A 13,381-nucleotide genomic window follows, 5' to 3' on the forward strand; every position below is an offset into this window, starting at 1 on the left:
GGCCGGCCCCCGTGCCCGGCCCGCGCCCGCCTCAGCGGTCGGTCTGGATGGCGCGCGCCATCCGGACCTGCTCCTCCAGCACGTCGGTGATCCGTGCCTGGACGGCGTCGAGCCGGCCGATCACCTCGCTGGTGGCGTGGATGCCCGCGGTGACCTGCTCGCTGCTGGCCTGGATGCCGGCGATCTGGTCCGACACCCGCTGGGTGGCCGCCGCGGTCTCCCGCGCCAGGTCCTTGACCTCGCTGGCCACGACCGCGAAGCCGCGGCCGAGCTCCCCGGCGCGGGCGGCCTCGATGGTGGCGTTGAGGGCCAGCAGGTTGGTCTGGTCGGCGATGCCGGAGATGATCCGGATGACCTCGCCGATCGACGTCGACGACTCGGTCAGCGTGGCCACCTCGGTGGTCATCGCGGAGGCCTGCGTCACGGCGCTGTCGGCCACCTCCCCGGCGGCCGCGGCCGCCGAGCGCAGCCGCTCGACGCTGTCGAGGAGCTCGCGGGCGCGCTGCGCGTCGGCCTCGGCGCGGCGCAGCGCGTCCAGCCGCTGGGAGACCAGGCGCTGCACGTTGCGCAGCGCGTCGGCCCGCGACTCCGACAGCTCGACGGTGTCGGTGGTGAAGAAGTCCATGGTGCCGATGACCTCCCCGCCGACGGTGATCGGGAAGCAGACGCCCGAGCGCACCCCGGCCCGCTGGGCGGCCGGCGCGCGCACGCAGTCGGTGACCTCGGCCAGGTCGCGGACGAAGACCAGGTCGCGCTCCCGCCAGGCCCGCCCGGACAGGCCGACGCCCTCGGCGAAGGTGGCCGTCAGGGTGACCCGGCGGAACTCCTCGCCGGCCGTGCCGGACTCGGTGCGGAAGCGCAGCAGCCGCTCGGCGTCGTCGAGCGCCCAGAAGGAGCCGTAGGCCCAGCCGAACGCGGCGCGCACGGTCTCCAGCGCCGTCTGCAGGGCGGCCGCCTCGTCGCTGGCCTCGCCGACGGAGGTGACGACGGCGGTCACGGCCGCCCGGTCGTCGACGGTCTCGCGCACCGCTGCCGTCGCGAGCGCCGCGGCGCGCATGTGGTCGAGCAGCCGGTGGATGGCCTCCCACTTCTCCCGGCGGGCGCCGAAGAAGGGCAGCTGGCCGCGGTGGTGGTACTCGAGCACCGCGGTGACCCGGCCGCCGTCGACGGCGGGGACGAAGCACCCCTCCCGCGCACCCGCGGCCCAGGCGTTCTCCCACCGCACGCAGCTGCCGCGCCCGGCCGGCGCGCTGTCCACGTGCACCGTCCGGCGCTCCCGCAGCGCCTTGCCGCCCATGCCCGCCGACTCCGTCAGCGGCAGCTCCTGCCGCCAGCCGGCGCGGATGGCCGGCGCCAGGGGACCGGTCTCGTAGGCGAGGGTGAACGCGCCGCTGCCCGTGGGCGCCCACACGGCGCCGTAGTCCAGGCCGTTGGTCTCGGTGATCGTGCGGACCACCGCGACGTGGGCGTCGAGCTGCGTGCGCACCGACGCGTCGAGGGCGGCGACCACCGCCTCGAGCGTCTCGATGTCCCGCGGGGTCGGCGGCGGAGGCGTGCTGCTGACGGGGACGGGGTCGGTGCGCCGCCACATGGGGTCCTCCGCGGTCGGGGGTGCCGCGGGCGCAGGCCCACGGTCCGTGTCCGGGGAGGATCGGCAGCCGGGTCCCTCATGTGCAGTCGGGCCGGCCCCGGTTCACGCGGCGAGAGCCGGCTCCCCCCGCAGCGCCGAGCGGCCGGCCTCCCACGCGCCGAGCAGGTGGCCGGCGGCCAGCCCGTCGAGCGCCAGCGAGCAGGCGGCGCCGAACACGACGTCGTCGGCGAGCGCGCGGTCCTCGGCGACCAGCGACCCGCACATGTCCACCGCGGCGATCTGCTCGTGGACGGCGTCGGCCTCGACGTGCTCGTCGTAGAAGACGGTGGTGCGCTCGCCGTGGCCGAGGCGGCGCAGACCCGAGGAGTAGCGGCGGCTGGGCTCGGAGGAGGTCATCTCCACGCAGGCCAGGTGCCCCAGGGCCGCGGCCCGCCAGCGCCGGTGCAGCCCGAACAGCGACATGGTGTTGACCGTGGTGAAGGCGACCGCCGGGGCGGCGTCCCACAGCGCGCCGTACCCGGCGTCGAGGCCGAGGTCGCGCATCATCCCGGCGAACAGCTCGCTGTGCATGCGCTCGGCCGAGCCGCCGCCGTACTCGTCGGCCTGGATCTCCACCATCGCGGCCTTGGCCCGCCCCGACAGCCGCGGGATGGCGAAGGTGTGCGGATCGGCCTCCTTGAGGTGGTAGACCGACCGCAGGGTCAGGTACTCCCGCCACTGCTCGGGGGTTCCGGAGCGGGCCATGTACCGCGACAGCGACGGACCGTCGTCGGCGGCGATGAGCGCGGCCAGCTGCTGGTCCACCGGGTCGTCGGTGGCCGCCGTCGGGCCGGTGAGGTCGCGGAGCGCGGCCAGGTGCCGGCGCTCGAGGGAGGCCCGCAGCGTGAGCAGGTCGGGGTCCCACTCCAGGACGTCGTCGACGCCGTCGAACCCGCGGTAGTGCAGCTCGTAGCAGACCGCCAGCGCCAGCTGCAGGTCCTCGTCGAGCAGCGGCTCGGCCGCGGCCTCCGCGGTCGTGCGCGCCAGCTCCACGGCGGCGGCGGAGACCGCACCGGCGAGCAGGTCGTCGCGGAGGGCGGCGGTCAGCGGACCGCGGGGTTCGGGCAGGCGCATGGGGGCGGCATGCCCACCGGCCGCGACTTCGATGCACCGCGCACGATGGGATGTCACACGGGGTAGTGGCGGGACATGGCTGACCTGCGCGACCGCGTCGTCCTCGTCACCGGCGGCAGCGCCGGCATCGGGCGGGCCACCGTCGCCCGGCTGGCCGGCGCGGGAGCCCGGGTGGTCACCTGCGCCCGCGGCGGCGACCGGCTGCAGGAGGCGTGCACCGGCCTGCCCGGCGTCACCGGCGTGGTCGCCGACGTGGCCGACGCCGGCGACCGGGAGCTGCTGGTGCAGAAGGTGCTGGCCGAGCACGGCCGGCTCGACGCGGTCGTCCTGAACGCCGGGCTGGCCCACGCCGCGCTGGTGGAGGACACCCCGCGCGCGGCGGTCGAGGGCATGGTGGCCACCAACCTCACCGGGGTGGTGGACCTGACCGTGCTGGCGCTGCCGCACCTCCTGGCCGCGGCGGCCCTGCGCGGGCGGGGGGACCTGCTGGTGGTGAGCTCCGTGGCCGGACTGTCGCAGGTGCCGCCGCTGACGGTCTACTCGGCCACCAAGGCCGGCGTGCAGGGGTTCGTCGCCGGGCTGCGGCGGGAGGTCACCGCCCGCGGGGTCCGGGTGCACTCGGTCATGCCCGGCCCGGTGGCCACCGAGTGGATGGCCCGCGGGCACGGGGCGGCGCCGGCCTCCGACGACGACGCCCGCGGCCGGCTGACCCCGGGCATCGCCCCCGGGCGGGTGGCTGACCGCGTCGCCGGCTGCCTGACCTCGTCCCGCTCGCGCTCGGTCGCCGTCCCGCGGGCCATGGGCGTGGCGCGGCTGGGGGAGGTGTTCCCGGTCGACCGGCTGCTCGACGCCGTGCTGTCGCGGCAGACCGACCGGATCCGGCGGGTCGCCGCGCGGATGGTCGAGCGGCGGACCCGCTGACCGGCGCTCACCCGGTCGGGCACACCGGAGGTTGGGGGCGTCAACCAACGGGGTAGAGGGCGGTCCGGTTCCCGACCCGGAGGTGCTCCTTCTTCGACGTCGACAGCGGGTCGGTGCCGCTGTTCTTCATCGCCTTCGCCGTCGGCAACCCGGTCGGCCCGTTCGCGCTCGGCCACCTGTTCGACACCGTCGGCCGCCGCCGGATGATCGCGTTCACCTACGTCCTGTCCGGGGTGCTCCTGGCGATCACCGCGGTGCTGTTCCAGGCCGGGGTGCTCAACGCGATCACCCAGACCATCGCCTGGTCGATCATCTTCTTCTTCGCCTCGGCGGGGGCGAGCTCGGCCTACCTCACCGTCAGCGAGATCTTCCCGCTCGAGGTGCGGCCAAGGCGATCGCCGTCTTCTTCGCCATCGCCCAGCTCTTCGGCGCCTTCGGCCCGTGGTTCTACGGCAAGCTCATCGGCGAGGGGGAGAGCACCGGGCCGCTGTTCGTCGGCTACCTCATCGGTGCCGGCGTGATGGTGCTCGGTGGCGTCGTGGCCGCCTTCCTCGGCGTGGACGCGGAGGGCAAGTCCCTGGAGGACGTCGCCACGCCGCTGGCCGCCTGCCGTCCCGGCACCCGCGTCGAGGGCGCCGCCCGGCCGCGGTCCTGACCCGAGCGGCGCGCGCCGGCCGGCGGCAGGATCGCGGGGTGCCCTTCGACCCGCCGTCGGCCGTGCTGCGCACCACCGGCGCCGGCGGCTGGACGCTGGTCGAGCCGCTGACCTACCGCGGCCGGCGGGACCGGTTCGTCGTCCCGGCCGGCTTCGAGACCGACCTGGCCACCGTGCCGCGGCCGGTGCTGTGGCTGGTGCCCGAGGCCGGGCGGTACACGCCGGCAGCGGTGCTGCACGACTGGCTGTGCACCGTCGGCATCGCCACCGGCGCGGTCACCTCCCGGCAGGCCGACGGGCTGTTCCGCCGGGCGATGCGCGAGGCCGACGTCCCGGTGCTGCTGCGCTGGCTGATGTGGACCGGCGTCCGGTGGGGGGCGCTGGCCGACCCGCAGCGCCGCGGCGGCTGGCTGGCGACGGCGCCCGGCGTCCTCGCCGTCTCGCTGCTGGCCGCGCCGCTGGTGCTGCCGTCGGTGGTGGTCGTCCCGGGCCTGCTGGTCTACGCCGCCGCCGAGCGGCTGGTGTCGGGCAGGGCGGGCGTGCGGCCGTGGTCGCGCGCCCGGGGGAGCCGCCGTCGGGCCGGCTGACCTCACCCGCCCCGCGGTGGCGGGACCGGGTCGCTGCCGCCGCAGCCGTCCCAGGTCGAGCCGCGGGTGCGCCGGGACCGTCGGCGGGCTCGGCGTCGGGTGCAGCCGGGGCGGGCGGTCACGGGGCGGCATGCTGCACGGCGCCCGCCTGCGGTGGAAGGGCCGCCCGCGCGCGTCGTGCGTGCAACGGTTCGTCCCGCCCGTCCCGTGCACTCCCTCCCGCCCCACGCGTGCCCGGGTCCGGTGGCGGGACTGCCGACCCTGGGGACACGACCCGCAGCCCGCGGGCCCGTCCGAGGAGGCACCCGATGTCCGTGCCGTCGTCCCCCCAGCCGTCGTCCCCCCAGCCGGCACGGCCCGACCACCGGCTCACCGAGCTGCGCGCCGGCATGTCCGTGGTCAGCAGCGCCGCCGCCGACCTCGGCGTGGGCGCGCAGCCCCGGGTCCGCGTGCTGCCCGACGGCCGGCTGTGGCTGACCGAGCAGCAGGTGGAGGTCGGCGCCGCCGACGTCTACCAGGCCGCGCGCGGGCTGGTCGCCGCCCAGCTCGACGCCATCGCCCGCGTCACCGGCCAGTCGGTCGAGGACCACGCGCTGGCCTGGCTGGTCACCCTGCAGACCAACGAGGTCCTGGTCGGCCTCGGGGACGGGGCGGTCGCCGAGGACGACGCCGCCTGACGCGGGACCCGCGCCGGAGCGGCACGCGCCCCGCGCTGACCCGGCGTGAGACCGCCCACAGCCGGGATGCGGCGCCGGGCCTGCGGCATTGACCTCCTCGTGCGGAACGTCTGGGGTCTCACGCGCTGCCGTGAGGTGGACCTGTGCCGGGTGACGAGCGCCGGCTGACCGGTGCCGTCCCCGCGTCGTCAGCCCCCTCCTCCTCCCTCCCGGAAGGCACGTCCGTGCTCGCACGTCTCCGCCGCGTCCCGTTCGCGGCGCAGGTCCTCCTCGCCCTCGTGGTGGGCGTCGCCCTGGGCCTCGTGGCCCGCGAGATGGGCCCCGTCGCCGACGGCACGCCCAACTGGCTCACCAGCACCCTGCAGACCGTCGGCGGGACCTTCGTCACGCTGCTGAAGGCGCTGGTCCCGCCGCTGATCGTCACCGCGGTCATCGTCAGCATCGCCAACCTCAAGCAGGTGTCCAACGCCGCCCGGCTGGCCGGGCAGACGCTGCTGTGGTTCGCGATCACCGCGCTGATCGCCGTCACCATCGGCATCGGCCTGGGCCTGCTCACCCAGCCCGGCCGCAACAGCTCCGTCGACGCGGCCAGCGCCACCGACCCCGGCACCACCGGCGGCTGGTGGGACTTCCTCACCGGCCTGGTGCCCGGCAACGTCCTCGGCCTGCAGGCCTCCGCCGGCGACGACGGCTCGATCGGGCTGTCGTTCAACGTGCTGCAGCTGATCGTCATCGCGGTGGCCGTCGGTGTCGCCGTCCTCAAGGTCGGCGAGCCGGCCGAGCCGTTCCTGCGCCTGGTCCGCTCCGCGCTGGCGATCGTCCAGAAGATCCTCTGGTGGGTCATCCTGCTGGCCCCGATCGGCACCGTCGGCCTCATCGGCAACGCCGTGGCCAGCTACGGCTGGGAGTCGCTGGGCTCGCTGAGCGTCTTCGCCGGCGCCGTCTACGCCGGTCTGGCCCTGGTGCTGTTCGTCGTCTACCCGGTGCTGCTGCGCCTGCACGGCCTCTCGCCGCTGCGGTGGTTCGCCGGCGCCTGGCCGGCGATCCAGCTGGCCTTCGTCTCCCGGTCCTCGATCGGCACCCTGCCGGTGACCGAGCGGGTCACCGAGCAGAGCCTGGGCGTGCCGCGGTCCTACGCCTCCTTCGCCGTGCCGCTGGGGGCGACGACGAAGATGGACGGCTGCGCGGCGATCTACCCGGCGCTCGCGGCGATCTTCGTGGCGCAGTTCTTCGGCGTGGACCTGTCGGTCACCGACTACCTGCTCATCGCGCTGGTGTCGGTCGTCGGCTCCGCCGCCACCGCCGGGGTCACCGGCGCGGTGGTCATGCTGACGCTGACGCTGTCCACCCTCGGGCTGCCGCTGGCCGGCGTCGGCCTGCTGCTGGCCATCGACCCGATCCTGGACATGGGCCGCACCGCGGTGAACGTGGCCGGCCAGGCGCTGGTGCCCACGATCGTCGCCAAGCGCGAGGGCATCCTCGACGTCGAGCGGTTCCGCTCCGGCCGCGCGGCCGGCCCGCTGCCCGAGCAGACCGGCGGCGTCGACGCCGACCTGCGCGCCCCCGCGGCCGCCTGACCGCAGCCCCACCGACGGGCCGGTGACCTCCTCGCGAGGTCACCGGCCCGTCGCCGTGTCCGGCCCGGTCGCCGCGGCCGCAGCCACCCGCGTCCGGTCAGACGAGCACGGAGGGGACCTCGACGGTCTTCGGGACGACCCCGAGCTGCTTCAGCAACCCGAGCACGTCGGTGATCCCGTGCTCCTCGACCAGCTGGCGGCGGACGATCCGGGCGACGCTGATGCCGGCGACGTGCACCCGCCTCCCGGTGGGCGGGATGCCCCCGAAGTCGCCTCCGTGGGTCGCCTGGACGAACCACCGCACCGAGACCTGCTCGCCGACCTCCAGGACGTGCTCGATGGTGATCCGCAGGTCCGGGAAGCCGGTGGTCAGCGTCTCGTAGTGCCTCTCGTAGCCCTCGACGCCGCGGATGACCTCGGGCTCCGCCGGGTCGTGGCCGTGGTAGTCGGGTGAGATGAACCGCGGGATGCCGCTCGGGTCCTTGCCGTTCCAGATCTGCTCGATGTGGGCGCGGAACACTGCCTCGGACACGGGGGATCTCCTTCCGACGGGGCACCCGGCGCTGCGGGTGCCGGTCCGGGACGGGGGTGCCGGCCGGCGGGCCGGCGAGGGGGTCGGACGAGGGGCTCAGGCGAGGTCGGCGGGGACCCGCGTCTGCTCCAGGACGAACCCGGCGACGACGTCGTGCACCCGGTCGCGGTCGTGCTCGTTGAGGACGTCGTGCAGGTCGCCGGGGAACGTGCGCAGGGTCGCCCGGGGCAGCTGCGCGGCGAGCGCGCGGGAGTCCTCGACGGGGACCACCGGGTCGCTCTCGCCGTGCAGGACGAGGACCGGGATCGACGGCCGGCCCTCGGCCAGCGAGGCCGCGACCTCGGGCCAGGTCCGCACCACCGCGTCCAGGGTCGCCCGGGGCACGGCCCCGCGGTACACCAGCGGGTCGTGCAGCAGGGCGTGCACGTAGCGCGGGTGGGTGCTGAACGCCTCCGTCGGGTCCGGGGAGTCGACCTCCTGGCTGCCGGCGGCGGCGAGGGCCTGGACCCAGGGGAGCGGCCGGGCCGGCGGCGCGGACACGACGAGCGCCCGCGCCAGCTGCGGGAACCGCTGGGCGAGCAGGAGGGCGGCCAGGCCCCCACCGGAGTGCCCCATGACCACCAGGGGGCGCCCCGGGTGCCGTGCCTGGGCCAGGTTCGCCAGCGTGCGGGCGTCGTCGACGTAGTCGTCCCAGGACGACATGAGGTCGCGCGGCCCGTCGCTGCGGCCGTGGCCGATGGCGTCCAGCGCGTGGACGGCGATCCCGTCGGCGGTCAGCCGCCGGGCGAGGGTGTCGTACAGGCCCAGGTGCTCACCGAACCCGCCGTGGCAGAAGACGACGACGCCCCGGACGTCGCCGTCGGGCAGCCAGGCGTGGTGGTGGATGCGTCCCCGGACACCGGTGAAGAAGGGCATCGCCGCGGTCCTCCCGTGCTCGGGCCGGTGGATCCGGCCTCGGCGACGACCCTGCTCGGCCGCGCTGTCACGGCGCTGACACCGGGGTGACACGGCAGCCCCCTGACGACGGCGGACGTGTCAGACTCCACCGGTCCGACCCCGTCGAGGTGACCGACGATGAGGTTCCGCGTCCTGGGTCCGCTCGAGATCGACGTCGGGGAGACCGAGCGGACCACGCTCCCCGGGCAGCGGCTGCGTGCCTGCCTGGTGGCGCTGCTGCTGCGGCCGGGCGCGGTGGTCCCCGCCCGGGTCCTCGTCGAGGCGCTGTGGGACGAGGACCCCCCGGCCCGGGCGGACAACGCCCTGCACCAGGTCGTCCGCCGACTGCGCGCCCAGCTGGGTCCGGCGGGCGGCGCGCTCGAGACCCGGCCGCCGGGCTACCGGTTGGCCGTCGCTCCGGACGCCGTCGACGCGGAGGTCTTCGAGCGGACGTGCCGGGCGGCCCGCGCCCGGGCAGCCGCCGACCCGGCCGCAGCCGTCGCGCTGCTCGACCGCGCCCTCGCGCTGTGGCGCGGACCCGCCTACGGCGAGTTCGCCGAGACCTTCGCCCGGGCGCCGGCCCAGCGGCTGGAGGAGCTGCGCGTCGCGGCCGCGGAGGAGCGCGCGGCGCTGCTGTACGAGTCCGGTGCGGTCGCCGACGCCCTGGCCGCCGCCCGGGAACTGGTGGCCGCGGCCCCGCTCCGCTCCCGGCCGGTCGAGGTGCTGGTGCGGGCGCTGGCCGCCGACGGCCGGGCGGTCGACGCGCTGGAGGTCTACCGCCGCCACCGGGAGGTGCTGGCCGACGAGCTCGGCATGGACCCGGCCGCGCCGCTGCAGGACCTGCAGCGACAGGTGCTCTCCGACGTGCTCCCGCCGCCGCGGCGGGCGGCACCCGGGGAGCCGGTGCCCCCGGCACCACCTGCCCGGCCGCTGCCCTGGCGGCCCGGACCACTGCTCGGCCGCGGCGAGGACCTCGCGCTGATCGCCGACTGCCTGGCGGAGCAGCGGCTGGTCACGCTGGTCGGCCCGGGAGGTGTCGGCAAGACGAGGCTGGCCCTGGAGGCGGCCCACGACCTCGCCGCCGGGGGCACCGCCGTCTGGTGGGGCGACCTCTCGGCCACCGCCGGGCACGTGCTCGCCGACGTGCTCGCGGAGGTGACGGGGGTCGATCCGCCGATGGGTCCGGACCCGGTCGGCGGCCTGGCCGCCGGTACCGCCGACCTGCGCGGCGTCCTCTGCCTGGACAACGCCGAGACCGTCCTGGCCGACCTCGCCCCGCTCGTCGAGCAGCTGGTGGCCACGGCGCCGGGACTCACCCTGCTGGTGACCAGCCGGGAGCGGCTGGACGCGGCGCACGAGCACGTGCACGTCCTCGCCCCGCTGCCCGTGCCCGCCGGCGCCGGCCGGGACAACCCGGCCGTCCGGCTGTTCCTCGACCGGGCGCCGGGTCTGGAGGTCGCCACCGTCTCCGACGACGACGTCGAGGTCATCGCCGCCACCTGCCGCCGGCTCGACGGCCTGCCGCTGGCCATCGAGATCGGCGCGGCCCGCGCGCCCACCTTCGGGCTGCGCGAGTTCGCGGCCCACCTGGAACGGGGACTGGACCTGCTGGCCGGCGGGCGCCGGACGGCCGCCGCCCGCCACCGCTCGGTGCGCGCGGTCGTCGACTGGTCCTACCGGCTTCTCTCGGCCGACGAGGCGTGCCTGTTCGACCGGCTGGCCGTCTTCCCCTCGGCGTTCACCACCGAGCGCGCCGAGTCGGTCTGCGCGGACGGGGCGCTGCCCGGCTCCTCGGTCGCGCCGCTGCTGGCGCGGCTGTGCGAGCAGTCCCTGGTGCAGGCCCGGGAGGGCCGGTTCTGGCTGCTGCAGACGCTGCGGACCTACGCCGCCGAACACCTCGGGGACGGCGAGCGAGCCGCGGTGCGCGCCCGGCACGCCGCCGACACGGCGCGGCGCCTGGCCTCGCTCACCGGGGCGCTGTGGAGCCCGCGGGAGCCGGAGGCGGCCGCCGCCCTCCGGGAGCTCGTCCCCGACCTGCACGCCGCCTGGTCCTGGGCCGCCGCGCACGACCGGGCGCTCGCCGTCGAGCTGGCCGCCGACGTGCACGACTACGCGTACTTCCGGCAGCGGCCGGACCTGCTCGCCTGGGGGCTCGAGGTGGGCCGGTGGGACCAGCCGCACCCGCGGCTGGCCGACGCCCTGGCGACCGCTGCGGCCGGCGCGTGGGCGGCCGGCTGGCTGGCCGAGGCCGAGGAGCTGACCGGCCGGGGCGTCGCGGCGGCCGGCGGTCCCGACGCACCCGCGGCGGCGCGCGCCATGGACCAGCGGGCCGCGCTGGCCATGTTCGCGGGGCACACCGAGGAGGGGGTCGCCCGCTACCGCCGGGCCGCGGACCTCTACCGGGCGGCGGGCGAGGACCTCCCCGGTGCCCTGTGCGACCTGTCGGTGTGCCAGGTCCTGAGCTACGACGGCGGCGAGGCGGAGGCCGCCGCACGGGTGGAGGAGCTGTCCGAGCCGGTGCGGCGCAGTGGGAACCCCTCCGGGCTCGCGTGGTGGCACTACGTGCGGGGCGAGGCCACGGTGCGCGCCGACCCGGCGGCGGCGCTGGCGGACTACACCACGGCCGCCGAGCACGCGGCGCGTGCCGACAACCGCCTGCTCCTCGGGCTGGCGCGCAGCTCCGCCGCCACGGTGCTCGGTGACGAGCAGCCGCCCTCCGTCGTGGTGGCCGAGCTCGGCCGGCTGCTCGACCACTGGGAGGACCTGGGCAACGAGGCCTCGGCGTGGTGGGTGCTGCTCACCCTCGCCGTGGTCCTGACCGCCCACGGCCGCGACCGGGACGCCGCCCTGCTGGCGGGGGCCGTGCGCGCGCACCGCGACCAACACCCGGCGTTCGTGCGGGAGCAGCGGCGCTTCGACGAGGCGGTGGCCACCCTGCGTGCCCGGATGGGTGACGCCGCCGCCGACGCCAGGCTGGCCGAGGGCGGCCGGATGTCGTACGAGGAGGCCGGGCGGTGCGCCCGGCGGCTCATCGGCGCGGCGACGCCGCCCGCGCCCTGATCCGCCGGTCGCACGGCGGCGCCCTCCACCGACGCCGGGCCCGCCGCGGCAGGCACCGGGAGCGCCCGCGGGCACGCGCAGGGGCCGGTGACCCGAGCGGGTCACCGGCCCCTGCGCGGACGGGCGGGATCAGATGTCGTAGTACATGGCGAACTCGTGCGGGTGCGGGCGCAGGCGGATCGGGTCGATCTCGTTCTCCCGCTTGTACTCGATCCACGTCTCGATCAGGTCGGGGGTGAACACCCCGCCGTCGACGAGGTACTCGTGGTCGACCTCGAGCCGGTCGAGGACGGCGTCCAGCGAGGCCGGGACCTTCTCGATGCCCAGGGCCTCCTCGGGCGGCAGCTCGTAGAGGTCCTTGTCCACCGGCGCCGGCGGCTCGATCTTGTTCTTGATGCCGTCGAGGCCGGCCATGAGCATCGCCGAGAAGGCGAGGTAGGGGTTGGCCGACGGGTCGGGCACCCGGAACTCGATGCGCTTGGCCTTGGGGTTGTCGCCCGAGATCGGGATGCGGCAGCAGGCCGAGCGGTTGCGCGCGGAGTAGACGAGGTTGATCGGCGCCTCGTAGCCGGGCACCAGCCGGTGGTAGCTGTTCACCGTGGGGTTGGTGAAGGCCAGCAGCGACGGGGCGTGGGCCAGCAGGCCGCCGATGTAGTGGCGGGCGGTGTCGGACAGCCCCGCGTAGCCGGTCTCGGCGTGGAAGAGCGGCTCGCCGTCCTTCCAGAGGCTCTGGTGGCAGTGCATGCCCGAGCCGTTGTCACCGAACAGCGGCTTGGGCATGAAGGTGACGGTCTTGCCGGCCTGCCAGGCGGTGCTCTTGATGACGTACTTGAACAGCATGAGGCTGTCGGCGGCCCGCAGCAGCGTGTCGAACTTGTAGTTGATCTCGGCCTGCCCGGCGGTGCCCACCTCGTGGTGCCCACGCTCGAGCTCGAGCCCCACGCCGGCCAGGTTGCGCATCATGTCCGCGCGCAGGTCGCTGTAGTGGTCGTAGGGCTCGACCGGGAAGTAGCCGCCCTTGGCGCGGGTCTTGTAGCCGAGGTTGGGGCCGACGCCGTTCTCGCCGGTGGGGGAGCCGGAGTTCCAGGACCCCTCGACCGAGTCGATGTGGTAGTAGCCCTCGTTGATCCCGGTGCTGTGGCGGATCGAGTCGAAGATGTAGAACTCCGCCTCCGGTCCGAAGTAGGCGGTGTCGGCGATGCCGCTGCTGGCCAGGTACGCCTCGGCCTTCTTCGCCACGTTCCGCGGGTCGCGGCTGTAGGCCTCCCGCGTGATCGGGTCGTGGATGAAGAAGTTGACGTTGAGCGTCCGGCTCTTGCGGAACGGGTCGACGAAGGCGCTGTTGGCGTCGGGCAGCAGCAGCATGTCCGACTCGTTGATGGCCTGGAAGCCGCGGATCGAGGACCCGTCGAAGCCCAGACCGTCGGAGAAGGTGTCCTCACCGAACGCCGACGCCGGGATGGTGAAGTGCTGCATGACGCCGGGCAGGTCGCAGAAGCGGACGTCGACGAACTCGACGTCGTTGTCGCGGATGTAGGCGGCGACCTCGTCGGGACTGGTGAACATCGATCCTCCGGGAGTGGGCGGACAGCCGCTGGAACGCTATGGCCGGGCGGTTGCCCGGGGGTGTCCCGACTGTTTCGGGGCGGTAACAACGGCCCCGGCGTGTCGCACGGGCCGTTCGTCGCACGGGCTCGTCACGAGCGGGTTCTACGCTTGGCGCATGGTCGGG

Annotated in this window: 12 protein-coding genes; 7 read left to right on the forward strand and 5 right to left on the reverse strand. The window is 75.6% G+C overall.

Annotated elements, in window-relative coordinates:
• Nucleotides 1-31: 31 nt before the first annotated feature.
• Both ACI8AD_RS08120 and ACI8AD_RS08125 read right to left on the reverse strand, forming a co-directional pair.
• A complete protein-coding gene (locus ACI8AD_RS08120) occupies nt 32-1,591 on the reverse strand; it encodes a methyl-accepting chemotaxis protein (RefSeq protein ID WP_456870022.1) in 1,560 nt (519 codons plus the stop codon).
• A gap of 102 nt (nt 1,592-1,693) precedes the next feature.
• The gene (locus ACI8AD_RS08125; protein WP_456870023.1) at nt 1,694-2,704 is read right to left on the reverse strand and encodes an iron-containing redox enzyme family protein; all 1,011 of its coding nucleotides are present in this window, start codon (nt 2,702-2,704) and stop codon (nt 1,694-1,696) included.
• 75 nt (nt 2,705-2,779) lie between these two features.
• Between ACI8AD_RS08125 and ACI8AD_RS08130 the strand changes: the two genes are divergently transcribed.
• The 6 genes from ACI8AD_RS08130 (at nt 2,780) to ACI8AD_RS08155 (ending at nt 7,121) form a co-directional block, all read left to right on the forward strand.
• Entirely contained in the window at nt 2,780-3,625 is an 846-nt protein-coding gene (locus ACI8AD_RS08130; protein ID WP_456870024.1) for an SDR family NAD(P)-dependent oxidoreductase, read from the forward strand.
• Nucleotides 3,626-3,738: 113 nt separating this feature from the next.
• The gene (locus tag ACI8AD_RS08135) at nt 3,739-4,146 is read left to right on the forward strand and encodes a hypothetical protein (RefSeq protein WP_456870025.1); all 408 of its coding nucleotides are present in this window, start codon (nt 3,739-3,741) and stop codon (nt 4,144-4,146) included.
• Nucleotides 4,143-4,280: a hypothetical protein gene (locus tag ACI8AD_RS08140; protein WP_456870026.1), complete on the forward strand. Its 138-nt coding sequence runs from the start codon at nt 4,143-4,145 to the stop codon at nt 4,278-4,280. Before ACI8AD_RS08135 ends, ACI8AD_RS08140 begins: the two co-directional genes overlap by 4 nt.
• Before the next feature lie 38 nt (nt 4,281-4,318).
• A complete protein-coding gene (locus ACI8AD_RS08145; protein ID WP_456870027.1) occupies nt 4,319-4,867 on the forward strand; it encodes a DUF1353 domain-containing protein in 549 nt (182 codons plus the stop codon).
• A 308-nt stretch (nt 4,868-5,175) separates the two neighbouring features.
• Nucleotides 5,176-5,544, forward strand: coding sequence for a hypothetical protein (locus tag ACI8AD_RS08150; RefSeq protein WP_456870028.1), 369 nt, complete (start codon nt 5,176-5,178; stop codon nt 5,542-5,544).
• Between the two features lie 224 nt (nt 5,545-5,768).
• The gene (locus tag ACI8AD_RS08155; RefSeq protein ID WP_456870029.1) at nt 5,769-7,121 is read left to right on the forward strand and encodes a dicarboxylate/amino acid:cation symporter; all 1,353 of its coding nucleotides are present in this window, start codon (nt 5,769-5,771) and stop codon (nt 7,119-7,121) included.
• Nucleotides 7,122-7,218: 97 nt separating this feature from the next.
• On the opposite strand, the gene ACI8AD_RS08160 is transcribed toward ACI8AD_RS08155, so the two are convergent.
• On the reverse strand, nt 7,219-7,653 hold the full coding sequence (locus ACI8AD_RS08160; RefSeq protein WP_456870030.1) for an ester cyclase: 435 nt from the start codon (nt 7,651-7,653) through the stop codon (nt 7,219-7,221).
• A gap of 96 nt (nt 7,654-7,749) precedes the next feature.
• Entirely contained in the window at nt 7,750-8,568 is an 819-nt protein-coding gene (locus ACI8AD_RS08165; protein ID WP_456870031.1) for an alpha/beta fold hydrolase, read from the reverse strand.
• Nucleotides 8,569-8,727: 159 nt separating this feature from the next.
• Between ACI8AD_RS08165 and ACI8AD_RS08170 the strand changes: the two genes are divergently transcribed.
• On the forward strand, nt 8,728-11,649 hold the full coding sequence (locus tag ACI8AD_RS08170; RefSeq protein ID WP_456870032.1) for an AfsR/SARP family transcriptional regulator: 2,922 nt from the start codon (nt 8,728-8,730) through the stop codon (nt 11,647-11,649).
• 129 nt (nt 11,650-11,778) lie between these two features.
• On the opposite strand, the gene glnA is transcribed toward ACI8AD_RS08170, so the two are convergent.
• Nucleotides 11,779-13,215, reverse strand: a complete 1,437-nt coding sequence (gene glnA / locus ACI8AD_RS08175) for a type I glutamate--ammonia ligase (RefSeq protein WP_456870033.1) — start codon at nt 13,213-13,215, stop codon at nt 11,779-11,781.
• Nucleotides 13,216-13,381: the final 166 nt, after the last annotated feature.

This window comes from Geodermatophilus sp. SYSU D00766 (assembly GCF_054049915.1).

Bases quoted from the DNA above. Each gene is read 5' to 3' on its own strand.
- ACI8AD_RS08120 (WP_456870022.1), bottom strand. From the start codon at position 1,591: ATGTGGCGGCGCACCGACCCCGTCCCCGTCAGCAGCACGCCTCCGCCG.
- ACI8AD_RS08125 (WP_456870023.1), bottom strand. From the start codon at position 2,704: ATGCGCCTGCCCGAACCCCGCGGTCCGCTGACCGCCGCCCTCCGCGAC.
- ACI8AD_RS08130 (WP_456870024.1), top strand. From the start codon at position 2,780: ATGGCTGACCTGCGCGACCGCGTCGTCCTCGTCACCGGCGGCAGCGCC.
- ACI8AD_RS08150 (WP_456870028.1), top strand. From the start codon at position 5,176: ATGTCCGTGCCGTCGTCCCCCCAGCCGTCGTCCCCCCAGCCGGCACGG.
- ACI8AD_RS08165 (WP_456870031.1), bottom strand. From the start codon at position 8,568: ATGCCCTTCTTCACCGGTGTCCGGGGACGCATCCACCACCACGCCTGG.
- ACI8AD_RS08170 (WP_456870032.1), top strand. From the start codon at position 8,728: ATGAGGTTCCGCGTCCTGGGTCCGCTCGAGATCGACGTCGGGGAGACC.
- glnA (WP_456870033.1), bottom strand. From the start codon at position 13,215: ATGTTCACCAGTCCCGACGAGGTCGCCGCCTACATCCGCGACAACGAC.